Origin of the sequence: Mycobacterium sp. (assembly GCF_052144515.1) — a bacterium.
Classification (GTDB): Bacteria; Actinomycetota; Actinomycetes; order Mycobacteriales; family Mycobacteriaceae; genus Mycobacterium.
In genome coordinates this window covers 1-23,784 of record NZ_JBKQQD010000330.1, presented here as the reverse complement: position 1 = coordinate 23,784, position 23,784 = coordinate 1, and the positions used below count along the sequence as shown (strand labels likewise).

25 protein-coding genes are annotated in these 23,784 nt (G+C 65.5%); 11 read left to right on the top strand and 14 right to left on the bottom strand.

The genetic code is table 11. The annotated features are described in order from the left end of the window. Positions 1 to 52: 52 nt before the first annotated feature. The 4 genes from ACLP9N_RS22085 to ACLP9N_RS22070 all read right to left on the bottom strand — a co-directional run bounded on the left by ACLP9N_RS22085 (position 53) and on the right by ACLP9N_RS22070 (position 2,800). Positions 53 to 1,108 (bottom strand): NAD(P)H-dependent flavin oxidoreductase, encoded by a 1,056-nt coding sequence (locus ACLP9N_RS22085; RefSeq protein ID WP_442409397.1) that lies wholly within the window; start codon positions 1,106 to 1,108, stop codon positions 53 to 55. 14 nt (positions 1,109 to 1,122) lie between these two features. After that, positions 1,123 to 1,392, bottom strand: a complete 270-nt coding sequence (locus ACLP9N_RS22080; RefSeq protein ID WP_442409398.1) for a tautomerase family protein — start codon at positions 1,390 to 1,392, stop codon at positions 1,123 to 1,125. 142 nt (positions 1,393 to 1,534) lie between these two features. Continuing rightward, positions 1,535 to 1,822, bottom strand: coding sequence for a hypothetical protein (locus ACLP9N_RS22075; protein WP_442409396.1), 288 nt, complete (start codon positions 1,820 to 1,822; stop codon positions 1,535 to 1,537). 177 nt (positions 1,823 to 1,999) lie between these two features. Beyond that, entirely contained in the window at positions 2,000 to 2,800 is an 801-nt protein-coding gene (locus ACLP9N_RS22070) for an alpha/beta fold hydrolase (protein ID WP_442409395.1), read from the bottom strand. Positions 2,801 to 2,885: 85 nt separating this feature from the next. Here ACLP9N_RS22070 and ACLP9N_RS22065 point away from each other — a divergent pair, with 85 nt between their 5' ends. Both ACLP9N_RS22065 and ACLP9N_RS22060 read left to right on the top strand, forming a co-directional pair. Further along, the gene (locus ACLP9N_RS22065) at positions 2,886 to 3,233 is read left to right on the top strand and encodes a DUF962 domain-containing protein (RefSeq protein ID WP_442409394.1); all 348 of its coding nucleotides are present in this window, start codon (positions 2,886 to 2,888) and stop codon (positions 3,231 to 3,233) included. Next, positions 3,230 to 3,775 (top strand): TetR/AcrR family transcriptional regulator, encoded by a 546-nt coding sequence (locus ACLP9N_RS22060; protein WP_442409393.1) that lies wholly within the window; start codon positions 3,230 to 3,232, stop codon positions 3,773 to 3,775. Before ACLP9N_RS22065 ends, ACLP9N_RS22060 begins: the two co-directional genes overlap by 4 nt. On the opposite strand, the gene ACLP9N_RS22055 is transcribed toward ACLP9N_RS22060, so the two are convergent. Next, positions 3,776 to 4,372, bottom strand: coding sequence for a TetR/AcrR family transcriptional regulator (locus ACLP9N_RS22055; protein WP_442409392.1), 597 nt, complete (start codon positions 4,370 to 4,372; stop codon positions 3,776 to 3,778). A 63-nt stretch (positions 4,373 to 4,435) separates the two neighbouring features. Between ACLP9N_RS22055 and ACLP9N_RS22050 the strand changes: the two genes are divergently transcribed. After that, the gene (locus ACLP9N_RS22050) at positions 4,436 to 5,995 is read left to right on the top strand and encodes a phytoene desaturase family protein (protein WP_442409391.1); all 1,560 of its coding nucleotides are present in this window, start codon (positions 4,436 to 4,438) and stop codon (positions 5,993 to 5,995) included. A gap of 4 nt (positions 5,996 to 5,999) precedes the next feature. Here the strand turns inward: ACLP9N_RS22050 and ACLP9N_RS22045 are convergent, their stop codons facing one another. The 5 genes from ACLP9N_RS22045 to ACLP9N_RS22025 are packed head-to-tail and all read right to left on the bottom strand — an operon-like array spanning position 6,000 to position 8,865. Next, positions 6,000 to 6,599 carry a YbhB/YbcL family Raf kinase inhibitor-like protein gene (locus ACLP9N_RS22045; RefSeq protein WP_442409390.1) on the bottom strand — a complete coding sequence of 200 codons (600 nt, stop codon included), beginning with the start codon at positions 6,597 to 6,599 and terminating at the stop codon, positions 6,000 to 6,002. A gap of 41 nt (positions 6,600 to 6,640) precedes the next feature. After that, positions 6,641 to 7,087: an SRPBCC family protein gene (locus ACLP9N_RS22040; protein ID WP_442409389.1), complete on the bottom strand. Its 447-nt coding sequence runs from the start codon at positions 7,085 to 7,087 to the stop codon at positions 6,641 to 6,643. Positions 7,088 to 7,117: 30 nt separating this feature from the next. After that, a complete protein-coding gene (locus tag ACLP9N_RS22035) occupies positions 7,118 to 8,122 on the bottom strand; it encodes a zinc-binding dehydrogenase (protein WP_442409388.1) in 1,005 nt (334 codons plus the stop codon). A gap of 3 nt (positions 8,123 to 8,125) precedes the next feature. Beyond that, the gene (locus tag ACLP9N_RS22030) at positions 8,126 to 8,524 is read right to left on the bottom strand and encodes an SRPBCC family protein (protein WP_442409387.1); all 399 of its coding nucleotides are present in this window, start codon (positions 8,522 to 8,524) and stop codon (positions 8,126 to 8,128) included. Continuing rightward, a complete protein-coding gene (locus tag ACLP9N_RS22025) occupies positions 8,521 to 8,865 on the bottom strand; it encodes an ArsR/SmtB family transcription factor (protein ID WP_442409386.1) in 345 nt (114 codons plus the stop codon). The genes ACLP9N_RS22030 and ACLP9N_RS22025 overlap by 4 nt, the downstream gene beginning before the upstream one ends. Before the next feature lie 91 nt (positions 8,866 to 8,956). Between ACLP9N_RS22025 and ACLP9N_RS22020 the strand changes: the two genes are divergently transcribed. From ACLP9N_RS22020 to ACLP9N_RS22005, 4 genes are all read left to right on the top strand, one after another. Continuing rightward, on the top strand, positions 8,957 to 9,679 hold the full coding sequence (locus ACLP9N_RS22020; RefSeq protein WP_442409385.1) for an MBL fold metallo-hydrolase: 723 nt from the start codon (positions 8,957 to 8,959) through the stop codon (positions 9,677 to 9,679). A gap of 235 nt (positions 9,680 to 9,914) precedes the next feature. Beyond that, positions 9,915 to 12,203, top strand: a complete 2,289-nt coding sequence (gene aceA, locus ACLP9N_RS22015; protein WP_442409384.1) for an isocitrate lyase ICL2 — start codon at positions 9,915 to 9,917, stop codon at positions 12,201 to 12,203. A 183-nt stretch (positions 12,204 to 12,386) separates the two neighbouring features. After that, on the top strand, positions 12,387 to 12,593 hold the full coding sequence (locus ACLP9N_RS22010; protein ID WP_442409383.1) for a hypothetical protein: 207 nt from the start codon (positions 12,387 to 12,389) through the stop codon (positions 12,591 to 12,593). 185 nt (positions 12,594 to 12,778) lie between these two features. Further along, positions 12,779 to 13,951: an LLM class flavin-dependent oxidoreductase gene (locus ACLP9N_RS22005; protein ID WP_442409382.1), complete on the top strand. Its 1,173-nt coding sequence runs from the start codon at positions 12,779 to 12,781 to the stop codon at positions 13,949 to 13,951. Between the two features lie 63 nt (positions 13,952 to 14,014). Here the strand turns inward: ACLP9N_RS22005 and ACLP9N_RS22000 are convergent, their stop codons facing one another. Continuing rightward, positions 14,015 to 14,806, bottom strand: a complete 792-nt coding sequence (locus ACLP9N_RS22000; RefSeq protein ID WP_442409381.1) for an IS630 family transposase — start codon at positions 14,804 to 14,806, stop codon at positions 14,015 to 14,017. Between the two features lie 97 nt (positions 14,807 to 14,903). On the opposite strand from ACLP9N_RS22000, the gene ACLP9N_RS21995 reads away from it, so the two are divergent. After that, entirely contained in the window at positions 14,904 to 15,236 is a 333-nt protein-coding gene (locus tag ACLP9N_RS21995) for a hypothetical protein (RefSeq protein WP_442409380.1), read from the top strand. Positions 15,237 to 15,263: 27 nt separating this feature from the next. Here the strand turns inward: ACLP9N_RS21995 and ACLP9N_RS21990 are convergent, their stop codons facing one another. Beyond that, on the bottom strand, positions 15,264 to 19,661 hold the full coding sequence (locus tag ACLP9N_RS21990; protein WP_442409379.1) for an nSTAND1 domain-containing NTPase: 4,398 nt from the start codon (positions 19,659 to 19,661) through the stop codon (positions 15,264 to 15,266). A 602-nt stretch (positions 19,662 to 20,263) separates the two neighbouring features. Between ACLP9N_RS21990 and ACLP9N_RS21985 the strand changes: the two genes are divergently transcribed. Then, the gene (locus tag ACLP9N_RS21985; protein WP_442409378.1) at positions 20,264 to 20,545 is read left to right on the top strand and encodes a hypothetical protein; all 282 of its coding nucleotides are present in this window, start codon (positions 20,264 to 20,266) and stop codon (positions 20,543 to 20,545) included. 145 nt (positions 20,546 to 20,690) lie between these two features. Here the strand turns inward: ACLP9N_RS21985 and ACLP9N_RS21980 are convergent, their stop codons facing one another. Both ACLP9N_RS21980 and ACLP9N_RS21975 read right to left on the bottom strand, forming a co-directional pair. Continuing rightward, entirely contained in the window at positions 20,691 to 21,146 is a 456-nt protein-coding gene (locus ACLP9N_RS21980) for a hypothetical protein (RefSeq protein ID WP_442409377.1), read from the bottom strand. Positions 21,147 to 21,323: 177 nt separating this feature from the next. Beyond that, the gene (locus ACLP9N_RS21975) at positions 21,324 to 21,794 is read right to left on the bottom strand and encodes a DUF4158 domain-containing protein (RefSeq protein WP_442409376.1); all 471 of its coding nucleotides are present in this window, start codon (positions 21,792 to 21,794) and stop codon (positions 21,324 to 21,326) included. 122 nt (positions 21,795 to 21,916) lie between these two features. Between ACLP9N_RS21975 and ACLP9N_RS21970 the strand changes: the two genes are divergently transcribed. Continuing rightward, entirely contained in the window at positions 21,917 to 22,285 is a 369-nt protein-coding gene (locus ACLP9N_RS21970; protein ID WP_442409375.1) for a hypothetical protein, read from the top strand. A gap of 396 nt (positions 22,286 to 22,681) precedes the next feature. Further along, positions 22,682 to 23,713: a hypothetical protein gene (locus ACLP9N_RS21965; RefSeq protein ID WP_442409374.1), complete on the top strand. Its 1,032-nt coding sequence runs from the start codon at positions 22,682 to 22,684 to the stop codon at positions 23,711 to 23,713. The last annotated feature ends 71 nt before the right edge of the window (positions 23,714 to 23,784 follow it).

The following is a 23,784-nucleotide window of genomic DNA, read 5'->3' as shown; positions in this document are numbered from 1 at the left end:
ACCCGACGCTCGTACGATAATTCCTCACTGGGGCCTCCCACATCTTGTGGCTCTACCGGCCAGGACCACCCTGTCGGCAACCCACGTTCACATGTGAGCGGAGGCCCCAGCCCCCCATACCGTCTAGCGGCGCCTGCGCCCGGTTGAGGATTCGCGCGGCTTGCACAGCTGCGAGGTCGGCCATTTCGCGCACGATGTCGGCGGCGGGACGAACGTCGTGAATGAGCGATATCGCCTCGCCAACCAGCGGGGTCACGACGTCGAAGTCCTGTGCCGCGACCGCCTTTTCGAAGGTGCTCACGGTTTCCGGTAAGCGCGCCAGCAGTTCCGACTCGTTGCCGTGCCATGCCTCGATCAACGGGTTGACCACCAGTCGCGCGTCGTATTTTTCCGGCCACTCCCGTTGTCGCACAATGTCGTAGACCCGGGTGCGGACGGTTTCATCTCCGGACGCGTCGACGGCTCGCTGCTGGGCTTGTGGCGACACAAGCGCCTCCGGGCTGGCCCACAACCGGGTGCCGACGAGGACGCCGTCGGCGCCCAGCGCCAGCGCCGCCGCCAGTCCGCGACCGTCGGCGACACCGCCGGCGGCCACCACCAGCGTTGTGGGCGAGCTTTCGGCGACCAGGTCGACAATGTCGGGCACGAGCGTAAACGTTGTGCGAGCACTCATTCCGTGCCCGCCCGCCTCGCCGCCCTGCGCCACGATGATATCGGCGCCGACTTCGACGGCACGGCGCGCCTGCGCGAGCGTCTGCACCTGGACGGTAAGCGGAACGTTCGCACGGTGGACATGGTCGACGAATTCCTTTGGGTCGCCGAATGACAACATGACGGTCGCGGGTCGCCGCGCCAGGGCGATGTCGAGCAGCTCGGGATTTCGGGCCAGGCTCCAGGTGATGAACCCGACGCCGACCCGTGCTCCCTGTGCCTCGTCGAATTGGCGCCGCAGCCATTCCGCGTCGCCGTAGCCCCCGCCGATGAGGCCCAGGCCGCCGGCCGCCGTCACGGCCGCGGCGAGCCGGCCGCCGGACGCCTCGGCCATCGGGGCAAGCAGGATGGGGTGTTCAATTCCGAAGAATTCGGTGAGACGGGTATGCAGTGACATGTTCGGCTCCTTATTCACTTCAGCTCGCCGGTGAGGAACTGCGCCCGGCCGTGAGCGAAAGACCAGTCCTCATCGCTGTTTTCGGTGATCGAGACGATCAGATCGGCCGAGTCGAGGCCGCACCGGTCGACGAGATTGGACGCGAGCAGTTCATAGAACTTTTCCTTCATTTCGCGGGTGCGTCGCCGGCTCACCACGTGCACGACCACCAGTCGAGACGAGCGGTCGATGCCCAGCCCCGTATCCAACGCCACGATCTCGTGGGCCGGATGGGTGTGCACCAGCTGGTAGCGGTCGCGAGGCGGCCTGTCAGCACGTGGATTTGGCGAGTGAGTTCGGTGTTGGTCTTCAGCTCCAGCTCCTGGGTTTCGAAGTCATGGTCGGCCCTGGCCTGCTGGAAAGCCGACTGACGGTTCTGGCCGATCATCACGAAGGTCGACAGGAAGACGTCTCGAGCGACACCACCAGGGTCAACGTCGGCCAGGGGTTGCGCTCCAGGACGATCATCCACAAGGCAAACAACGCCGCGTGAATCCAGACGAAGTTCATCGACCCGGCGAACGCCGTTATCCGGTCGGCCAGGCGTAGCTGAAGATCCTCGCTTCGTCTCCTGGCCTCATCCAGGACGGCCGGATGGTGAACCTGTCCGCTTCGCAGTAGGCGGCGGGGAATCAATTGTGGATAGTGCCGATCGCCTTCGGTCTGTGTCGTCATGCTGGCTCATGCTAATCCGGCAACACCAGCCCGACATGTGTCACACGCGCCCCATTGGCCTCTGTCGGCCGCAGTGCTCTTTGTGCCCGCCTATCAGCGACAACTGCTGTCGCTCGGAGGCGGGCAAATTGGGTGTCTCCCGGCGCAGAGACCGCTGTGGCAGTTGTGACTGGGCGATCATCGCCGCAGTGCCACCGATTCCAGGAAGGGCTGCGCGACGGCGAGAAACCCCTGCGGGTCCGACGAGAAAACCACGTGTCCGGTGTCGAGGATCTCCAGCCGGGAATCACGGATGACGTCGTGGGCAATGCGTCCGGAGCTCAGCGGTATCGCGATGTCGCGCTTACCCCAGACGATGAGCGTGGGCGCCGACAGCCCGTCAGCACGGCTGCGCAGGTCGTGCTCGGGGGTGGCGAAGCTTCGCCACAGCGCGGTGGCGGTCCGGACGCCGTCGTCGGTCCTTGCCCTGGCGATCGCGCGCTCGACAATCTCACGGTCGTTGTCGCTCTTGGCTTTCATATAGCCGCGGACGAACAGGGGAGCGGTTCGCCACACCGCAGGCGTGCCCATCACCCGGCAGAACGTGCGGGACAGTGGATTCAGCGGAACGAAGCCGCCGGTGTTGACCAGGATCAAACCCGCGACACAGTCGGGACGGTTGATCGCCAGCCGTGCGGCCGCGAAACCACCGACCGAGTTGCCGATCAATGCCGCCCGCGACAAACCCAGGCCGTCGACGACGTCTTCGAGCACGTCCGCGAACAGCGGCGCACTGGGCTCCATGCCGGCGTCAACAGGATCCGAATCTCCGTGCCCAGGCCAGTCCACCGCGATCGTGCGGTAGCGCCGGGCCAGCGTCTCGACGATCGGGTCGAAGTCGCGCCGGTCGTGCAGGGTCGCATGAAGCAACAAAACCGTTGGCCCACTGCCTGATTCGCGATACGCGACTCGGCCCGCCCGAGTTTGGATGGTTGTCATAGGGTCCCCTTCCGTGGGTTGACCGACTGGTCGGTCATCTCGTACGCTACAACGAAGGGAACGCGTCGACAAGGAGGAAATCGCGATGCCACCAGCCCCGCCACCGGACGCGCCGTTTGCGGACAAGATGGCCTACTACCGCACGCAACACACGTCGAAAGGGGTACGGGCGACCCATCTCATCGGAACGCCGATCATCGCGACCGGCATGCCGCTACTGTTTGCCAAGCCAAAAGTGGGCGCCACGATGTTCATTGGAGGATGGGCCATGCAGATCATCGGCCACCGGCTGTTCGAGAACAACCTCCCGTCGACACACAAGGGATGGATCACTTATCAACTGACCGGGGTGATCCATGTGTGCGAGCAGTACGGCGAGATGCTGGCGCGACGCAGCCGGCGCAAGCTCGCGGGCCGGGTGAGGGTCCCGTGAGACCGCCTGAGCCTGGCCGTAACGCGCTGCTGGACGCGGGACAGCGCCTGTTAAGCACCTCCGACCTCGCCAGGATCTCCGTCAACGCGATCGTCGCCGAGGCGGGCATGGCGAAGGGCAGCTTCTATCAGCACTGGCCCAGCCGGACCGACTACGTGCGGGCGCTGCACGTCCGATTTCACGACCAGCTCGAGGAATCGATCGTCGCCGCCATGGCCGACCTGCCGCCCGGGCGCGATCGGCTCGCGACAGGGATGAAGGTCTACCTCGACGGGTGCTTGGCCGATGCCGCCACCAAAGCGCTGCTCGTGCAGTCACGTACGGAGGCCGGGCTCAGCGATCTGGTTGCGGCCCGCAACGAGACCGCGGCCACCCTGTTGTTGCCCGATCTAGTCGCGCTCGGATGGTCGCAACCGGAGCCGATCGCCGCACTGCTCGTCGCAGCCGTCGCCGAAATCGCCCTGCTTGAACTTGCCGCCGGAAAGCCTGACAAAGTGTTGCGCGACGGGCTGATTCGCCTGGCCACCGGCGACCGGGGCTGATCAGGCTAGCGCCGCCAAACCGGAGCGCACCAGATCGAGACTTGCGGCCACGAGCTCGCCGAGGTCGCCGACGCAGCCGTTGCGGCCCCAATTCTCAACTGCCACAACAAGGGCCGCCGCCAGAGCTGAGCCCGCGACCTCGGCGGCCAGTTCGATGTTCGGCATGTCCGGGTTGCGGTTTCTGACGAACTCGGTCAGCACGTCGGCGAACGACGACTGCACCACCCGCAGATGGCTCGCGATACGGTCGGCGCTGATCAACTCCGCGCGGGCGGTCGCGGCCTGGCGGACCACTTCAAGGTCGTGCGGGAAGGCCGCAACGCTTGCCAGGACCGCATCGAACAGGGGCTCCGAGGCCGGACGCTGCGCAAGGGCTTCGGCAAGCCACTCCAGCTGTGTCTCGTAGTCCTGGAAGAGCACCGCTTCCTTGGTGGGGAAGTGTCGGAAGAAGGTGCGTTCGGTGACTCCGGCTTCGGCGGCCAGCTCCGTCACCGTCACGTTCGCAAACCCTTTGCGGGCGAAGCTTTTCAAGGCAGCCTGGCGAAGCGCCTCATGCGTCGATCGGCGGCGCAGCTCGTGACGGTTCATCGATGACATCTTCCAATTATGTCAGTACTGACATATTCTGTCACCCGAACAGCGCTCAAGGAGGGCCAGAGGATGACGGACTATGACGCGATCGTCGTGGGAGCCGGGCACAACGGGCTGACCGCCGCGGCGATTCTGCAACGCGCAGGCCTGCGCACCGTGTGCCTGGAGGCCAACACCTACGCAGGGGGAATGGCGGCGACGGTCGAATTGATCGACGGCTTCTGCTACGAGATCGCGGGCTCGGTCAAGTTCCCCATGCCCAGCCAGATCACCAAGGATCTCGGGCTCGACACGCTGCCCGAAGTGGAGCCGGACGTAATGTCGACCAACATCGGCGAAAACGGCGAAGAGCCGATGGTCTTCTATCGCGACCCGATGCAGCTGATGACGCACCTCGGCGAGAAGCACGGCTTCGAGGCCGTCACCGGCATGGCCGAGCTGATCGGCTGGAGCCAGGGGCCGGCAAAGGCGCTCGGCCGCTTCGATGTTCGCCGGCCCCCCAAAACCCTCGACGAAATGTACGCTTGCGCGGCCGACGAGGCCGAACGCCGCGCGATTCACGAAATGCTGTTCGGGTCGGCGATGGACGTGATCGACAGATACCTGCCCGATAAGGACAAGCACGCCGTCATGCGCGGCATGCTGGCTTTTCTGGCCGTCAACTCCACCTATCGCGGACCCTATACGCCCGGCAGCGCCACCTGTTTGGCGTTCGCGCTTGCGGTGCCCGACGACAGCACCGCGATGATGACCAAGCTCAAGGGCGGGATCGGCGCACTCACCGAACACCTGCGCGAGCTCTTCATTTCCCACGGCGGTGAAATCAAATTCCGCACCAAGGTCGAGCAGATTCTGGTCGAAAATGGGGCAGTGACCGGTGTTCGGCTGCGCGACGGCTCGACGATCGCCGCGCCGGTCGTCGTGTCCAACCTGTCGCCGGACGTGACCCTCACCGAGCTCATCGCGCCCGAACACGTTCCGGCGGAACTGGTCTCGCGTCTCTCAGGCCGGGATCATCGCGCCTCTTTTGTGCAGATCCACTTCGCGCTGGACGGACTGCCCGAATTCGCTCCGCCCTATGAGCTGTTGAACGAGGAGGGCATGCAACAGTCGGTCGGTATCTTCGGCTCACCCGAGGAGCAACAACGGCAATGGGAGATCTGCCGGCAGGGGCTTGTTCCGGACAATCCGTCGATGGGCATGCAGATCCCATCGGTGCACGATCCCAGCATGGCGCCGCCCGGTAAGCACGCCGCGAGCGCGTTCGCCTACGCCTTCCCCGTCGAAGTCGGCCGAGACCAGCATGGGCACCTCAAAAACGAGATGGCACAACGTGTTATCGACAAGATCACCAGGTTCGCCCCGAACTTCAAGGACATCGTGATCCGCCACATCACGTTCGCGCCGTATCACATGAACACCATGTTCGGCGCACCCGCCGGCGACTTCTGCCACGGCCTGCTGCACCCGGATCTGATGGGGCCAAATCGCCCCGGGCCCAAAGGCTTCCTGGACATGCCGATTCCGATCGACGGCCTCTACCTCGGCGGGGCAGGATGCCACGGCGGCCCGGGCATCACATTCATTCCCGGGTACAACGCCGGCTACCAGGTGCTTGACGACCGGTAGCCCGTCACGCCCCGAAAGTTCCGACAAGCTGGGCCTGTCCGGTTGCGGCCTGTGTGATCGCCTGCGCCGCTTGCGGTCCGGCCGCTCCGCCGGGGAGCTGGAACGTGGCGGGAATCTGGTAGAGGGTGAAGCGGTAGTGGTGTATCCCGGTGCCCGCCGGCGGGCAGGGCCCGGAGTACCCGGCCTGACCGGCCGAGTTCGGCAAACTCATTCCCCCAGCGGGAGTCTGACCGTCCGCGGTGCTCCCGGGACCGGGAGCGATTCCGGTCACGATCCAGTGCACATACGGTCCGGCTGGAGCGTCCGGGTCATCGACAACGAGTGCCGCCCCCACCGGCGCCGACCACGTCAACGGTGGCGCGATGTTGGCCCCCTTGCAGGTGTATTGCACGGGTATGGACGCCCCGCTGGCGAAAGCCGGACTCGCGATCGTCAGCGGCCCGCCGGGCGCTGCCGGGATCGTCCGGCCAACAGGCACCACTTTCGGCGCGAGTGGCACCGTACCACTCTCGCCACTGCCGCCGTAGCCGGCCAGCGCCGCCGCGAGTGCCAGTCCCGCGGCAGCCAATGTGCTTCGGTGGAGTGTGCTCGCTGCCGATTTCATAGGAAAAGTGTCGCTGAACGCGGCTTGAGAATAAAGGGCGACTACTTGCCGCCCTTCCTGACCTCGAGCACTCGCTTCCGCAAGCCCTTGGTGGCCGTGTCCATCAGACCCTGGGTCCCTTTCTTGATCAGGAATCCGGGGACCGGGACGGTTAGGTCGACCATCAGCTCAAAGCGGACCCGGGTGGCATCGCCCTCAGGTGTCAGCGTGTACCGGGCCTGCTGCGCGCGTTGCTGTTTGGCGCTTACCAGCGTCCAACTGATCCCGTCGTCGTGAACCGTGTAGGCCAGCACCTGCTCATCGCTGACGCCCACGACTTTGACGACCTGCCGAGATTTGCTCGGGTGGCCCTGATCGTCCCGTTCCAGGACGTCCACCTTTCGATGGGCCGAGGACCACTCGGGCAATGATTCAACGTCGAATAACACGTCCATGATCTCGTCGGGCGTCGCCTCGATGACGACTTCACGGGTATCGGTGACGGCCATGCCGGAAACATTGCCACACGGGTATACCGCTCAGGGCACCAGTACGACCTTGCCGATGTTCTCCCGCGCCGCCAGAATCCGGTGCGCCTCCGGCGCTTCGGCGAAGGGAACGGCGGCATGAACGATCGGGGAGACGGTGCCGTGGTCGAGGGCCTTTTTCAGCGGAGTTATCCAGGGCTCGAGGGTGCCGCGATCGTCCCACAGCCGCAGCATGTTCAGGCCAATGACAGCCTTCGACTCCGAGAGTTGGTCGAGCAGATTGAATCCGCGCAGCATCGCCAATGCCTGTGGCGCCGCCGTGCGCAGCGATCGTTTCTCACCCTGCTGCAGGTTCGAAACCCCATAGCCGACAAGCCTTCCGCCGGGTCGCAGCAGGCCGTAGGACCGCCGCAGCGACGTACCGCCGAGTGCATCGAGCACGAGGTCATACTTGCCGAGGCCTTTCCACCAGCCGTCGCGGCGGTAGTCGATCGCGCGGTCCACACCCAGCTCGGCCAGCTTCTGGTGCTTTCCGGGCGACGCGGTGCCGTGCACTTCGGCCCCGGCGGCCTTGGCGAATTGGAGGGCCGCGATGCCGACGCCCCCAGCCGCCGCATGAATCAGCACCCGCTCGCCGGCGCGCAGCGACCCGTAGCCGTGCAGGGCCGCCCATGCGGTCGCGTAGTTGACCGGGACCGCGGCGCCCTGTTCGAAGCTCACCGCGTCGGGGAGCGCAACCGAGTCGCTGGCCGACACGTTGACGATTTCGGCGTAGCCACCGAATCGGGTACCGGCCAATACTCGCTCGCCGAGTCGGTTCGGATCGACACCGTCGCCGACGGCCTCGACGGTCCCGGCCACTTCGTAGCCCACCACCGCGGGCAGCTTCGGCGCGTCCGGATACAGGCCGACCCGGGCGAGGTGGTCGGCGAAATTCACCCCCGCCGCGCGTACCGCAATCTGCAGCTGGCCCGGGCCGGGCGGGGGCGGGTCCGGCCGCTGCTGCACCTGCAAGACCGATGGGTCGCCGTGCTTGGTGATGACGATTGCGCGCATCGTCTAACTCCTGACTTCCGCAAGGCGGGGGAGAACGACGTCGCGCCACCCGGGTTCCATGCGTCTGAACGCGTCGGCCATCCGTTTGTCGTCCAGGTCAAAGCCGCTGTGCTCCAAGAACACCCGCGTTCCAGTGCCTTCCGCCTCGAGCCGCCAGGTCAGCGTCCACGCCGGGGTGAAGGTGTAGACGAAGCGGTGGGGTGGATCCACCTCGAGCACCTTGCAGGGTTGCTTGCCATAGCCGGGCATATCGAGGGCGAATTGGTGACCAACCACCCACCAGTTGAGGGCCACCTCACCTTCAGCCCACCAGAGTCGCAGGAGCTCCGGCTCGGTCAGCAGTCGCCACACTGTCTCCGGCGGGGCCGCGACGAATTGGTCCACGCGGATCGTCTCGGTCATTCCAGCTCCTCTGCTGACTCGGCGAGTGCGGCCAATCCCGCGCGCCAGAATTTCTCGAACGGATGCAACCACTCACCCAGCTCGGCCAGCGGTTCCGCGGTCAGGCGGTAGATGCGCCGGCGGCCCTGCGCCTCGTCGGCGACCAGCCCGACGTCGCGCAGCACCTTGAGGTGCTCAGCGACGGCCGGGCGGCTGAGCTCGAACCGGTCGCTGAGTTCCCCGGCGGAAAGTGGCTGGCCGGTGAGAATCTCGAGCAATTGCCGTCGCACCGGGTTGGCCAGCGCCGCGAAGACGTTGCAAATGCGATCGCAGGCGCGGTCGGACGCGGTCACAACCGCCAATTTATGTCGGACAAACCCGACATGTCAACAATCTCCGACACATGAGCGAATCGTACTGACACACCAGAACAGTGCGGCTAGCTTCCTGTGTGTGTATTACGACTGGGAGCGGCTGACCGGCAGCGTGCGTCGCTGCCGACTGCCGTTCTGCGACGTCACGATCGGGCTGGTGCAGGGCGGCAGCGGAGCCCTGCTCGTCGACACCGGGACCACCCTCGTCGAAGCGGCCGCCATCGACGCCGACGTCCGAGAAATCGCAGGGCGCGAGGTGACGCATGTTGTGTTGACGCACAAGCACTTTGACCACATCCTGGGTTCCTCGCAGTTCACCGGAGCGGAGGTATTCTGCGCACCCGAGGTTGTCGAATACCTGTCGTCGGCAACCGGCCACCTTCGCGACGACGCGCTGAGCTACGGCGCCGACGCCGCTGAGGTCGACCGCGCGATCGCGGCCTTGAAGCCCCCGCAGCACGGGATCTCCGACGCCGTCATCGATCTCGGAGGTCGCAGCGTAACGATCGCCCGCCCGGGCCGCGGTCACACCACGGGAGACCTGGTTGTGGTGGCGACTGCCCCAGACGGCGAGGACGGTCCGGTCGTGGTCTTTACCGGTGATCTTGTCGAGGAGTCCGCCGACCCGTGTATCGACGCCGATTCGGATCTGCAGGCCTGGCCGGCCACGCTTGATCGGGTGCTCGCCATCGGGGGACCGGACGCCATCTATGTCCCGGGTCACGGGAGCGTCGTCGACGCCGAGTTCGTTCGCCGCCAACGGGCCTGGTTGAGGGAACGCACAGGCCGCGAAACCCGTTGAGGGCGATCGCAGGCTCGCTGCTGAGCGATCGCACGGCGCCGTCCAAGGCTGCCGAAATGGCTCCCGAAATGGCTCCTGAAATGGCTATCGTGTTCGGCGCCATGCTATTTCAGGCTTAAGCCACCCCGAGGGAACAGATCCGACTAGCGCGCTGTTGGCGAGTGATTCAACTCACAGCATTGGGGATACACTTCATTCCGTTAGTGGAATCGGGGCTAAAGAGGAGCGTAAGGACATGGCCATCATCGACACCGACACCGAGGTCCATACACCGTTCGAGCAGGATGTCGCCGCCACGCAGCGATACTTCGACAGCTCGCGCTTTGACGGCATCATTCGCCTCTACACCGCCCGCCAAGTAGCAGAGCAGCGGGGCACGATCCCCACCGACTACACCGTGGCCCGAGAGGCGGCGGCCGCTTTCTACCCCCGCCTGCGCGAACTCTTCGCCGCGAAAAAGAGCATCACGACATTCGGGCCGTACTCACCGGGTCAGGCCGTGAGCATGAAGCGGATGGGCATCGAGGCGATCTACCTCGGCGGCTGGGCGACCTCGGCGAAAGGCTCCACCACCGAAGACCCCGGACCCGACCTGGCCAGCTACCCGCTGAGCCAGGTTCCCGACGACGCCGCGGTACTGGTGCGCGCTCTGCTCACCGCCGACCGCAACCAGGAGTACCTGCGCCTGCACATGAGCGAGCGGCAGCGCGCGACGGCAACGCAATATGACTACCGGCCGTTCATCATCGCCGACGCCGACACCGGCCACGGCGGAGATCCACACGTGCGCAACCTGATCCGCCGCTTCGTCGAGGTCGGCGTGCCCGGTTACCACATCGAGGATCAGCGCCCGGGTACGAAGAAGTGTGGCCACCAAGGCGGCAAGGTTTTGGTGCCTTCGGACGAACAGATCAAGCGCCTCAACGCTGCCCGCTTCCAACTCGACATCATGCGGGTGCCCGGCATCATCGTCGCGCGCACCGATGCCGAGGCGGCCAACCTGATCGACAGCCGCTCCGACGAACGCGACCAGGCGTTCCTGCTCGGCGCCACCAACCTGGACATTCCTTCCTACAAGGGATGTTTCCTGGCAATTGTGCGGCGCTTCCACGAGCTGGGCGTCGAGGAGCTGAACGGTCACCTTCTCTACGCTCTTTCCGACAACGAATACGCGTTCGCCAACGCGTGGCTTGAGCGCCAAGGCATCCTGGGCCTGGTCTCCGACGCCGTCAACGCCTGGCGAGACAACGGGCATAAGTCCATCGACGACCTCTTCGACCAGGTCGAGTCGCGGTTCGTGGCCGCCTGGGAGGACGACGCCGGCCTGATGACCTACAGCGACGCCGTGGCGGAGGTACTCGCGTTCAGCGAGAGCGACGACGAGCCGGCGAGCATGAGCCCCGAGGAGTGGCGGCAGTTCGCCGCCCGGACGTCGCATTACACAGCCCGGGAGAAGGCCAGGGAGCTGGGCGCCGACCCGCCCTGGGACCCCGAGCTGGCGAGGAGCCCGGAAGGCTACTACCAGATCCGCGGCGGCATACCGTATGCGATCGCCAAGTCCCTCGCGGCTGCGCCGTTCGCCGACATCCTCTGGATGGAGACGAAGACAGCGGACCTCGCCGACGCCCGAGAGTTCGCCGAGGCCATCCACGCCGAGTTCCCGGACCAGATGCTGGCCTATAACCTGTCACCGTCGTTCAACTGGGACACCACCGGCATGACCGACGAGGAGATGAAGCGCTTCCCCGAGGAACTCGGCAAGATGGGTTTCGTCTTCAACTTCATCACCTACGGCGGACACCAGATCGACGGCGTCGCCGCCGAGGAGTTCGCCACCTCGCTGCAGCAGGACGGCATGCTGGCGCTGGCCCGGTTGCAGCGCAAGATGCGTCTGGTCGAATCTCCTTACCGCACACCGCAAACCCTGGTCGGCGGGCCGCGCAGCGACGCCGCGCTGGCCGCCTCCTCCGGACGCACGGCGACCACCAAGGCCATGGGCAAGGGCTCCACCCAACTTCAGCATCTGGTGCAGACCGAGGTGCCGAAGAAGCTGCTCGAGGAATGGCTGGCGCTGTGGAGCGACCACTACCACCTGGGCGAGAAACTCCGCGTGCAACTGCGGCCCCGGCGCGCCGGCTCGGACGTGCTCGAACTCGGGATCTACGGCAACGGCGACGAGCAGCTGGCCAACGTCATCGTCGACCCCATCAAGGATCGGCACGGCCGCAGCATCCTTCAGGTGCGCGACCAGAACACCTTCGCCGAGAAGCTACGCCAGAAACGGCTAATGACGTTGATCCACCTGTGGCTGGTGCACCGCTTCAAAGCCGACGCGGTGATCTACGTGACACCGACCGAGGACAACCAGTATCAGACCTCGAAGATGAAATCCCACGGCATCTTCAGCGAGGTCTACCAGGAGGTGGGCGAGATCATCGTCGCCGAGGTGAACCGCGCGCGCATCCAGGAGCTGCTGACGCCCGATCGTGTGGCGTTGCGGAAGTTGATCACCAAGGAGAGCTAAACGGCCGGCTCGTCTGCCCGCGGCGCTAGAAGACGCTGCTCCATACGAAGGCGCACCACGATAGTGGTGTGTGTGCGACCCACCGCTGCGCAGCGAAAACATGGTCACATCTCCCATTAGAAACAGTTGCATAGGTGTATGGTTTAGTTATCGACAACACTCTTGAGATGACAGGAGAGTCCGATGACTGGAACAAAGAAGATCGCGATGTTCGCTGGTGCGGCCGCGCTGGCTTTGGCGGTAGGATTCGGCGGCGTCGGCGTCAGCTCAATGGGCAACACCCCGACGACGACTCACCCTGCGCCTCGCGCTGCGGCAGCACCCGCCAATGCAGCTCCCGGTGTCCACTACGCCACCCTCACCGGCTGCGTTGCCGGCCTCGACTGCTGAGCCCCAGAACACTAGGTCGAGTCATTTTGGGTTGCTCTTGGCTTCTCATCTTGATTCGAGCCCCGTTTGCGCAGGCTCAAAGAGGTAGCTACAGCGGTAGAACTGAGGCGAGCTCTGACGCGGCCTAGGGTCGGGCACCGAATTGGGGTTATGGTTCGGGAAACTCGACTGCAAGGGGACCTTCAATGGCGAAGCTCAGGTTTGGATATTTCATCGCGCCGTTTCACCGCGCGGGGACCAACCCGACGCTCGCCCTGCAGCGCGATCTGGAATTCGTCCAGCACCTCGACGCGCTCGGCTTCGACGAAGCGTGGATCGGCGAACATCACTCGGCCGGCAGCGAGCTGATCGCCTCGCCGGAGATTTTCATCGCCGCCGCCGCGGAGCGGACCAAGTGGATCAAGCTGTGCACCGGGGTCATCTCGCTCGCCTACCACAACCCGCTGTGGGTCGCCGACCGGTTGATGATGCTGGATCACCTCACCCACGGGCGTGTGATCGGCGGGGTGGGGCCGGGCTCGCTGCCCAGCGACTCTTCGATGATCGGGCTGACCCCCACGGACACCCGTGAGCTGCTGGAAACCAACCTCGACATCGTGGTCCGGCTGCTGGCGGGGGAGACCGTCAGCGCCAAAACCCCCACGCACGAGCTACACGACGCCAAGCTGCAGCTCGCCCCCTACTCCGACGGAGGTGTCCCGCTGGCGGTGGCTGCGGTCGCCTCGCCGACGGGTGCGCGGCTGGCCGGCAAGCACGGCATCGGCCTGCTGTCCATCGGGGCGACGCTGAGCATCGAGGGCTTCAATGCGCTGCAATATCACTGGGACATCGTCGAAGAACGCGCCGCGACGTTCGGCACCAAGGTCGATCGCAAGAACTGGAGCCTGGTCGGACCGTTCCATATCGCCGAAACCGACGAGCAAGCCCGCGAGGACGTGAAATTCGGCCTCGAGCCGTGGTTCCGGTACTTCCAGAAGGTGGCCGCGTTCCCGCAGATGACCATGCCGGGCGAGCAGATCCACGAGATGATCGACGTCATCAACGAGAACGGCGCGGGTGTAATCGGCACACCGGAACAGGCACGGGCACAGGTGCAGCGGATGTGGGATCAATCCGGCGGGTTCGGCTGCATGCTGCAGATGGGCCACGAGTGGGCCAATCCGGCGGCGACCAAACGGTCAGCCGAATTGTTCGCCGCCGAAGTGATGCCGCATTTTCAGGGTCAGGCACAGCCGACGCTGGATGCCGCCGCGCGCGCCAGCGAGGCGCGCGAAGGCCTCGCGCAGTCGCAGAATCAGGCCGTCGAGCATATGACCAAGAAGTATGAAAGCGAGAAACGTCCTACTAATACCGTTTGACCTGGTGTTTTACTGAGCGTCCCGCGTAAATATCCTTACGTAGCGCCGATTCACGGCAAACCATTAGACGGTGGTCATCACTTCGGCGACCAGGTCGGTGAACGGCTCGATGCCGGTCTTGGGGGCGATCTGCCCGAGCACATGGGCGCGGTGGACGTCGTAGGCGGCGAAGTAGGCCAGGGTACCGCCGCGCCGGTACTCGAACTCGACGCGTCGGATTCGCCCGGGTCGAGGCCGTCGTCCCCGGTGGCGTCGCTGCAGGGCCTGCAGCTGGGATTTCTCATCGGCACTGATCACGTAGTCGTCGGGACCCAGTGGGTTCCCCTGCCACCGCCGGGCATACAGGTCGAGTACCCGGGCGGCCTTGGTCTCGAAGTCCGGTTCACGGGGGAAGATCCAGGACCGGTGCTGCCAGGGCTTGATCGCATCGGCGGTCAGCCATCGGCGCACGGTGGCCGGCGAGATCGTTTCGGCGAGCCCGCGGGTGATCGCCTCGGTGGCCAGATCAGCGCTCGACCACCGCGACAACGGCTGACCGGTCTCGGCGGGCAGGGTGCACGCCAGCGCCTTGACCTCGGCCACCTGCACCGGCGTGAACACACGACGCCGCCCGCTGCGAGGCAGGTCGTCGAGCCCGGGCAGGCCAGCGGCGACGAACCGGCGACGCCACTTGCGGACGGTGTCGACATGCACACCCACCTCGGCGGCGATCTCGGTGTTCGTGGCGCCGTCGGCCGCAGCGAGCACGATCCGCGCGCGGATAACGTCGCGATGCGCCGACTTCGACGACCGGGCTCGGGCGTGGAGAACGGACTCGTCCAGGGTGCTCAGGGCGATGATGAACGGACTGCTCATAGCCATCCATCCGTTGTCCTCCGGGCCCGGTCGCATCGCGGCCGCGACACGCCGTGGCCACCCTAGCCGCGTCCGGCGAATGGGTCACGATAGGCAGATGCCGAAGATCCCGGACTCGACCAAAGCCTCCTTGCATCACCGGCTGATCGATCGCTCCCGCGAACGTTGGCCGCAGTTGAGCCAGATACACACGCGCTATCGCGCAGGCTTCGCCTACGTCGACGGCGTCCTGCCCGACGGCGAGGTGCTCCGGCTGTGCCGGCTGCGCTACGCCGGCTCGGCACGAGAATGGGGCTTTGCGATCTACCGAGCCAGCCACGACGACTACGAAGACTCGTTCCTGCCCAACGGATTCATGGGCGGCTCACCGCAAGACGCCCTCGACACCGCCTGCGGCCTCTACCTCGCAGACTCAACCGCCTGGACCTAAGCCCCCGACGAACTTAGACCGCGGCCACTAGTTCGGGATGGGAAGCCCGCGGCACACCTTGACGTAGCCGATATCGGGCGATACCCACTGGTTCCACTGCGTGTGGCTGGGGTTGGCGGTCAGTCTGGAGCACAGGTCGCCGGGGTCGGCCGCCGCCGGCCACAACCACAGGAGGGCGCCGCCGGCGACGAGCTGCTGACCGTCGGGTCGGAACGCGGCGTCGCCGGCACTCACGGCGTCCACGTCGGCAATGGTTTGCCCTTGTCCCCCCATGGGGCTTCCGAACGGTTTGCCCGTCGCCGCGTCCCACAGCCGCACCTGGCCTTCGAGGCCGACTGAGCCGATCAGCCGGCCGTCGGGGCGAAAGGCGACGTTGATCACTTCGCCGGAGTGTCCGATCATCGCGTCCATCGCGGGCCGCCTGCTGTCGGTGTCCCACACCCGTACCGCGTTGTCGGCGCCGCCGGTGACGATGCGGCGTCCGTCGGGACTGAATGCCAGGGCCTGGATCGCAGCCGGTGTGGTTACCTTCCGCCGTAAAGCCCCGGTGTCGGTATCCCAGATGTACAGCGATTTGTCGACGCCGCCGGCAGCGACGAGGTGCTGTGCGGGACTGAATGCGATAGCCAACACGGCGTCGATGGGGTCGGTCAACGTGCGGTCGGGGCGGCCGGTCTCCGGGTCCCACAGCCGCACGATCTTGTCGTCGCCGCCCGCGCCGACGAGGTGCCCGTCCGAGCTGAACGCGACGCTGTTGACTTTGCCGGTGCCGCCCGACAGGCTGCGGAGCGGTCGCAGGGTGTCGGTACTCCAGAGCGCAACCGTTCCGTCCGCGCCGCCGGCGGCCAGCAGTGGGATGGTGCGGTCGAACGCGACAGTCTCCATCGGGCCGCTGGTCCCGGGCAGGGCGCCGACGCTGATGGCGTGGCCGGTCTGCGAATCCCACACGAACACACCGTCTTCTCGGGCCGAGGCGATGAGCTGACCGCCCGGGGAGTACGCCACCGAGTGCGTCGCCCCGATGTCGTCGGCAACCGGCGCGGCGAGGGCGTGGCTCCAGATGTGGATGACCCCGTCGTGGCCGCCGGCGGCGAAGCGGTCACCGTCGGCATCGAACGCCACGTCCTGGATTGTCGCGGATCGGCCCGGGACTGACGTTTCAAGCGGGTCGTGGCCGCCCCCGAGGAGGCTCCACAGCTTTACCTTTCCGGTGGTGTCGGCGGTCGCGAGTTCGTCGTGATCGCCGGGATGCGGGTTCCAGGCCACACTGAAAATAGGCTCTCCGTCGCTCAACTGCTGCGTCGGCGATCCGGTCCCGGTATCCCACAGCCGGAGGCTGCCGTCATCGCTGCCTGACGCCACGGTGGCGCCGTCGGGGCTGAACGCGACGCTCTCGATCGCCTTGGTATGACCGGTGATGGTGTGCTCGTTCGCGCCGGTGTCGGCGTTCCAGATGCGTACGGTGTTGTCCACGCCGCCGCTGGCGAGGTGATGCCCGTCGGGGCTGAACGCGACGCCGTGCACCCCGCCCGGATGGCCGCTCAACGTCAGTTCGGGTGCGCCCGTGTCGGTGTTCCACACCCGGACGGTTCCGTCGAGACTGCCGCCGGCGATGCGGTGACCGTCGGGGCTGAAAGCCACCCGCACCACCGTGCGGGTGGGTCCGGTGAACGTCCGCACGAGTTGACCGGTGTCCGGGTTCCATAGCCGCACGGAGTTGTCGTCGGCAGCTGCGGCGGCAACCCGGTGCCCGTCGGAACTGAAAGCCACCCCGTTGACTCCCTTGAGTGTGTCGCCGATCTGTTCGCCGGTGTCGGCGTTCCACAGCCGCAAGCCGCCCTGGTTGGTGGTGGCGATGCGGTGCCCATCGGGGCTGTAGGCGAGGAAGTCGACAGAGCTTCCGGTGTTCATCATCTTGACGGTGCTGTAGCGCTTCACCAAGGCATCGAAAACGACGCCGTTGTCGGGCTTATCGGTGATGGCCTGGGCGGCGAGCAGCTCCTGGAATGCTTGTATGTCGCTGCCGGCTCGGTCGCCGGAGAGCATCGCGGCGGCTTCGGCTTCGAGCCGCAGCGCGGTGGCCTCCGTGAACCGCGCCTGCGCCTGGTGCCGCGACGAGATGGCCATTCCGAGGGCGACCACAGCGAGGACGGTGATGATCAAGGTGGCGGCGAGCACGGCTTGCAGGATCCGCGACCGTCTGCGAAGCGTGCTGGCGTGGGCCTCGGCGGTTTGTTGGCGTTCCTGGGCATGGTGTAGTTCGGCTTGTCGTTGTTCTTCTTCCCTGGCCAGTCGTTGGTTCTCGGCGAGGCGGCTCGCGTCGAGGTAGTCACCGGCGTCGGCGAGTCGGGCACTGAATCCCGCTGTGCGGTAAAGGCTTTCGGCATCGGTGAGCCTGGTTCCGGTCAGCAGCCAGGCGGGGTCTTGATGATTGGCCGCCCAGGCGGTGCTGTTGCGTTCGATCTCATCGGCCGCTTTGAGATTCTGGGCTTCCTCGCGCAGCCAGCCCGCGAGGTCATCCCATTGGCGCAACAGACTTTCCAGCGCCACCTCGATGACCACCTGCCCGTCGCGTTCGTCGCGCACCAGCAGCCGCTTGTCCACCATCGCATCGATGAGCTCGCGGCTTGGCTCCGGCAGATCGGCATAGCGACCGACCCGGCGCATGGCTTCGTCGTTGTCGGGGTTGATGGTGGCCAGCCACGGAATAAACGCCGCGCGCAACGACTGCAGTTGCTCGACGCGCCGGTCGGGGTCGATGGCGAGGACCTCGTCGACGGCGGTTTGCACCACGTTGCGCATGCCGCCCATCGCCTCGTAATTAGCCAGGGTGATCGCACCGGTGTTGGCGTAATCGATGTATAGCCGCGACAACGTCAGGGCGAGCAACGGCAAGGTGTCGGCGCCCCCCGCGGCATCGGCCAGCAGCCGGGTGAGCAACTCGGGGGCGATGCTCAGCCGATGGCCCGCATCGCCGGTGCGGGCGGCCGGCCCCGTGATCACCTGCCGGAATTCGGCCGGCGGCATCGGCTTGAGCTGGTCGAACAATACGGTGCCCAGCCCATCGAGGGCCGGATGGTTTTGCATCGCCTCGTAGCGGTCGGTGCGAATCGTGGCCGCCACAATCAGCCCGACCTCGACGGCATTCATCCGCCCCAGCACATCGGCGATCAGCCGCAAGAACTGGTCGCCCTGCTCGCCGGCGTCAGCGGAGAACAACTCCTCGGCCTGATCCAGCGGCAGCACCAGGGTTGGCGCCGAGCCCTGTTCCGCCTTGTCTTCGGCAGGCCCGGTGGGTATCTGATCGACGCCGCCAGCGCCGGTTGTGGGAGCCGCTTCACCGCGCCGGCCGGCGGCGCCAAGCCGCGTTGCCGCGGCCGTCCGCAACCCGACCAACAGCTCATAGACCCGCTCGGGGTCGGTGCAGCACGCGGTCTTGATATCCCCTAGCGCGACCCCGGACAACCCGAGGGCGTCGCGGGCGCACTGAATAGCGGCGGCCAAACCGTCTTCGCCGGTCAGCGCGTGGCCTTCCGGGCGCAAGATTCCCAGCATCACAAAACGCCGGTCGTCGCGCTGCAGTCGCGGGACCAGCCCGGCCCGGAGAAAGGACGACTTACCGCTGCCAGACGGGCCCAGCACCACAAACAGCGACCGCCGACCCGACAACTGCGCCAGCAGCCGAAACCGCATGCCACGCAACTCGTCCAACCCCTGCGCGATCGCTGTGTCGCGGCCGAAATACACCCCGGCATCGCTCGGCTCAAACGGCTCCCACCCGCGATATGGTGCCCGCCGCGGGTCCTCACTGGGCGGCCAAACGAAATTCTCCGGCCCGACCCCGGCACCCTCGATGGCTTTCTTGACCTGATCCAGCGCCGCGCTGTTAAACCGCACTGGCGGCCCACCAGCGACCTCGATCATGGTCTGGTCACCCTCGGCGAACAGGTCACAGCGCTGCCAGCGCGAAGTGATGTCGCCATCGCCGGTGTCGTCCAGGCGCGCTACCACGATCCGTTTGCCGAACCCCTCGGCGGTGCGGTATTCCACCTGACACTCCCGCGACGCCAGCCAGTCCTGCGAGAGCAGACAGATCAGATACTCACAGCGAGAATTGCTGGTCACCAGCTGGCTTCCCCAGTGCATTCCCAACCGCAGGCCGGTTTCTTGATCGATGTCAAGGAAGATCTCGTTGACTAACTCCGGTCGTTGCTCAGACAGCCACCGCTTCAACGCGATCGCGGCACGCGAATCCCGACTGGAATGACTTAAGAAAATCCGCGACACGCCGCTTCCCATCACCGATCCGAGCGCATCGAGCGAATCCGGCAAACCCGTGCGCACCAAGCCAGCTAAGTTTGACATCACCCCGCCCGGCTCGCCCCCGCTTTCGTGGCGGAGCCCTCCGCTCAGCTGGTCACGCACGCTCAGGGCTCGTCGTGCAGACCAGTTCGTCGACCGTCGTCACGACACCCGGCAGGGACAATCCTCCGACGCCGACGCGGTGGCCGGTTTCGATGCCCACGCGCTGAAAGCGCTTGGCGCCCTGCGGAGTGCCTGTGAAAGTGTCCGGAGGGATTCGCTGGAATACGCCACGTTGAACGCGGGCGACCAACCCCGCGCCGTGCGCAGTAGCGACATCGCGCGGACACCTTCACGACTCGGTGTTCCCAACTCAGCTCAGCACGGTGACGGTCGAGGCGATCACCTGAGGCATGGTCGTCACCACGCCTTGCGACGGGGCGCCGTGATGGATCCGCGACGAGTTGTGATGGTCGGCGTGAACCACAGCACGCGCGGCGGCTAGCCACGACGACTACGAAGACTCGTTCCTGCCCACCGGATTTATGGGCGGCTCACCCGAAGACGCCCTCGACACCGCCTGCAGCCTGTACCTCGCAGAAAGACCCCAGTGCCTGGACCTAAACCCCCGACGAACTTACGACCGCGAACACTAGCCTCTCAGTATGCAAAGGCGTGTCACCCTCCAGTACGTCGTAGACCCGGGCAGGGAAGCCCCGAACGTCTTGCCGGTGAAGCTGAAGAAACTCGACGACAGCCTGGATGTCGCCAACGACAGCGCCGGCGGCGCAGCGCGCAACATTTCAGTGACGGTGCCGGGCAAAACAGCAGCAGAAGCAGAAGCAAAAGCGCGTGAAGTGCTAAACAACGTCGGCGTAGTCGGGGACTTGGCGTTGGTCGAGACGGTAATCGAAAGCACTGCTGAGGAGGTGCCTGACCGGCCCGAAATCATAGAGGCCGAAAAGGTCCCGCTAGAAGAACCTGGCGACTCGCGACGCTGGGAGTAGCTTGTGGCGAACGAGTTGTTTGTGGCGAACGAGTTGTTACGGATCGGTGGAGGCAGCTCGCGAACGTGGGTTCCAGCACGGAGGTATCGGCGTCGGTGGTATCTGATGCGACTCACCTGTCAACGATGTGTCGGCGCGCGCTCAACTAGGGTTTCGTAGGCATGGCGATGTTCGACCGGCTTCGAAGCTGCTTCGAGCCGCTCGAATCGTCGAGCCAGGTGTAGTCCAGGTACAACGGCGGGCTGGGCGCGAGCACCCTGACAGTGAACGTGGTACTTTCCTTCGGCTTTAGCAACATGGGGTCCAGAGGCTCGGACCACACCCTTCCGTCTTCGTCGACCAGTAAAGGTCTCAGGTGGGTCGCCGCTGATTTCCCTACGTTGGTGACGCGGAAGCTATACACGCCATCTGCTAGCCAGCTGGGCTGATCCGTCGTCGGGTGAGCTTTCAAAGCAAGCTCCGCCGCGCGCGCCGCGTCTGCCGCCGCTTTCGCCTCGCGCTTGCCTTTGGCGCGTCCCCGGAATTGGCCAGTGACGAACGAGACGATGCCCAGCCCGAGGGTTCCGACGCCGAGTGCCGTCGCAGTAACAATCATGACCATGGTGTACAGCCACGAGCGTCTGCAAGACAAGTCCTCAACCGAGGTTTACCCCGAGAGGCCGCACGGCCGATGTCAGTTCGCTGAAACGGCGATGTGCCCTAGTTGCGCGGGTCCTATTCGGTCAGGCCTACGACCGTCGCGCTTGAACCAGGGACCCCCGGCGGCCGGACAGGCTTGCTAGTCGCCGTCGTTGAACCTGTGCCCGTACTGCGGGCAGTAGATGCCATCGAGTTGGCCACGAAGTCCACCGCGCCCAGATCGGTCAGGGTCGGGTTGAGCCGCTGAACCGCGTTGATCACGTCCACCTTCGACTGGCCGCCGCGTGCCTGGCCGCATATCCAGACCCACTCGCTGCGGCAACGGCCAAGTTGGCAAGGCGGTAGCCGGCGCAACACCCAAAGCCTGCGCGAGACGATCGAGCGCGATGGGCGGGCAACCGGCCAGGTCGTCGGGAATCCAACCCAGCCATGGCAGCGTCGACAGTTGCACGGCGACGCCGAGGCGGTTGTGCTGGCGGTTGAAACCCGTCAGCCACGACAGATCATCGGTGGAGAGGGTGAAATAGGTGACCGCGTCCTGGACAGCGATCTCGTCGGGCCAGCTGCTCAGCCGGGCGAGTTCGGGATCCGACAGGTAACGGACCGGCATCTGGCCTCCGACCGGCCCGCGGTTCGGGCCACCACCGCAGCGACGCTAACCCGGCCGAAGCGACTGGGCAAGGCATCGGTCGCCGCCCGTAAGGGGATCCGCAACGGGCCACCCGTATCACCATGGACACCTCCGAGTTCTACATGCGTCAACTGCTGATCCGCGCTGCGGCGGGCGGCGACCGGATCGTTATCTACACCAGCGACCCGCGCCGCTGGCATTCGCTGGCCCAACCTAATATCGCCGTCGCCGCGCCAGGGCGCCGCCTGGACTTCGTGCCGACGATCATCGTTAACGACCACGCGCAGATCACCCCGTCACCTGGGCTGTCCTCCACGGTGATCACGTTGGGCCGCGCCCGCCCTGATGCGGGGCGACCCGATGTGGTGTTCCGTCAGACCTCCCCGAACACGGTGCGCATCACCGCCGGCGCGCGCAGCATGGAGGTTGTGATGGTGGTGTTCCGCCAGGAACAGGCCTCGACGGGTTAACGCCGGCTCCATAATTCGTCGGCGGCAGCCCGAGCGGAAACTCTTTGCGCGAACTAACGATTCCGACGGTGCACGCTCCCTATTGAGCTAAGCCTTTCCAGCGTGCTGCGCCCGCTTATCAGAACCCGACGTTACGCGCGCGATAATTTTCGATAATCCGAGGCCGCGGGGACGGCGTCCGGCGTATCACCTCAGCCCATTCAATCCAGATTGTTGGGGTGGGCGGATGCACCTGTCGTGGCAACTCTGCGCCGAATCACTCGCGTCGAAAGCGGCCCCTCAATGCGGCCAGCCGCAGCCAAGAGCAGGTACTGCGCTACTCGTGTCAACGGCGCACGGCCGGCCTGCTCTTCGGATAACGAATCGGCCCGAATCCCGCTACAGAACGGAAGGCTCATGACTAACCTGAACTTGCCCTTTGTGCAGAGCGGTTCCACCGGCCAGCTTGCCATCCCGGGCTGGCGGGCGTTCTCCATCACGTTGACCGACGGTGGCGGCACTGCTGTCTGCGCAGAGTCGTACGGGACGGGCGAATACGGCGATCCAGCAACCGCGCTCTATGCCGAGAGCGACGGCACTGCAGTGCGGGGGCAGGGCAAGGATGGAGGAACAGCAGTCGCCGGGTACGCCGACACCGGCGTTGGCGTCTTCGGCGTTCGCGGGGAACCCACCGTTACATACGATCTGACCCCTGCAGTCGTCGGGTTATCGGCAGATAGCTATGGAATCTTCGGCGGAAGCGACGCGTCTGACGGCGTGAAAGGGGTCAGCGCATCGCCGCTCCACGCCGGAGTCTTAGCCATCAACACCAGCGGGGCCAGTGGCCAGGCGCAGGCGCCATCCGGTTTCGCGGTGTGGGCAAGTTCGAACAACACGGGGATTTTTGCGCAGGGCACTCCCGCCGGCTATTTCGCCGGCGACGTTCTTGTGACCGGCGATATGGTGCTGCTCAATTCCTCTGGGGATGTAGCCGAGGACTTCGACGTCGAAGCTGAGCCCCTCAACGCTGAGCCGGGCACTGTGCTCATCATCAACGAGAGCGGGAACCTGTGCGTGAGCGACGCCCCGTACGACACGCGGGTAGCGAGTGTTGTGGCCGGCGCTGGAGATCTCAAGCCGGCCGTGGTGTTGCAGCGGGTGCCGTCGCAGAAGCCACGATCGCCGATCGCGCTGGTCGGAAAGGTGTTCTGCAAAGTCGATGCAGCGTTCGGCAAGGTGGTTGCGGGCGATCTGCTGACTACCTCCGCGACCCCGGGCTACGCAATGAAGGCGTCGGACCGGTCTCGGGCACTCGGGGCGATCATCGGCAAGGCGTTAGCCCGGGGCTTTCACGGAAAGTCGTTGTGGGGGTGGGTCGTTCATGAAGAATGGTGCTCTGACGCGAAGATTTCCCCGGCGTCGGTGATCAACTGGCGTGGGTCAGGGTGACGTGGTAGCCCATGGCTTCGAGTTGGTAGATGGCCCGCTTCTTTGCTCGCTCGGGGTGCAGCCGGTTGAAG

Excerpts from the sequence above, each read along its gene's own strand:
- ACLP9N_RS22085 (WP_442409397.1), bottom strand. The coding sequence starts at position 1,108 with ATGTCACTGCATACCCGTCTCACCGAATTCTTCGGAATTGAACACCCC.
- ACLP9N_RS22075 (WP_442409396.1), bottom strand. The coding sequence starts at position 1,822 with ATGACGACACAGACCGAAGGCGATCGGCACTATCCACAATTGATTCCC.
- ACLP9N_RS22070 (WP_442409395.1), bottom strand. The coding sequence starts at position 2,800 with ATGACAACCATCCAAACTCGGGCGGGCCGAGTCGCGTATCGCGAATCA.
- ACLP9N_RS22065 (WP_442409394.1), top strand. The coding sequence starts at position 2,886 with ATGCCACCAGCCCCGCCACCGGACGCGCCGTTTGCGGACAAGATGGCC.
- ACLP9N_RS22055 (WP_442409392.1), bottom strand. The coding sequence starts at position 4,372 with ATGTCATCGATGAACCGTCACGAGCTGCGCCGCCGATCGACGCATGAG.
- ACLP9N_RS22050 (WP_442409391.1), top strand. The coding sequence starts at position 4,436 with ATGACGGACTATGACGCGATCGTCGTGGGAGCCGGGCACAACGGGCTG.
- ACLP9N_RS22045 (WP_442409390.1), bottom strand. The coding sequence starts at position 6,599 with ATGAAATCGGCAGCGAGCACACTCCACCGAAGCACATTGGCTGCCGCG.
- ACLP9N_RS22040 (WP_442409389.1), bottom strand. The coding sequence starts at position 7,087 with ATGGCCGTCACCGATACCCGTGAAGTCGTCATCGAGGCGACGCCCGAC.
- ACLP9N_RS22035 (WP_442409388.1), bottom strand. The coding sequence starts at position 8,122 with ATGCGCGCAATCGTCATCACCAAGCACGGCGACCCATCGGTCTTGCAG.
- ACLP9N_RS22030 (WP_442409387.1), bottom strand. The coding sequence starts at position 8,524 with ATGACCGAGACGATCCGCGTGGACCAATTCGTCGCGGCCCCGCCGGAG.
- aceA (WP_442409384.1), top strand. The coding sequence starts at position 9,915 with ATGGCCATCATCGACACCGACACCGAGGTCCATACACCGTTCGAGCAG.
- ACLP9N_RS22010 (WP_442409383.1), top strand. The coding sequence starts at position 12,387 with ATGACTGGAACAAAGAAGATCGCGATGTTCGCTGGTGCGGCCGCGCTG.
- ACLP9N_RS22005 (WP_442409382.1), top strand. The coding sequence starts at position 12,779 with ATGGCGAAGCTCAGGTTTGGATATTTCATCGCGCCGTTTCACCGCGCG.
- ACLP9N_RS22000 (WP_442409381.1), bottom strand. The coding sequence starts at position 14,806 with ATGAGCAGTCCGTTCATCATCGCCCTGAGCACCCTGGACGAGTCCGTT.
- ACLP9N_RS21995 (WP_442409380.1), top strand. The coding sequence starts at position 14,904 with ATGCCGAAGATCCCGGACTCGACCAAAGCCTCCTTGCATCACCGGCTG.
- ACLP9N_RS21980 (WP_442409377.1), bottom strand. The coding sequence starts at position 21,146 with ATGGTCATGATTGTTACTGCGACGGCACTCGGCGTCGGAACCCTCGGG.
- ACLP9N_RS21975 (WP_442409376.1), bottom strand. The coding sequence starts at position 21,794 with ATGCCGGTCCGTTACCTGTCGGATCCCGAACTCGCCCGGCTGAGCAGC.
- ACLP9N_RS21970 (WP_442409375.1), top strand. The coding sequence starts at position 21,917 with ATGGACACCTCCGAGTTCTACATGCGTCAACTGCTGATCCGCGCTGCG.
- ACLP9N_RS21965 (WP_442409374.1), top strand. The coding sequence starts at position 22,682 with ATGACTAACCTGAACTTGCCCTTTGTGCAGAGCGGTTCCACCGGCCAG.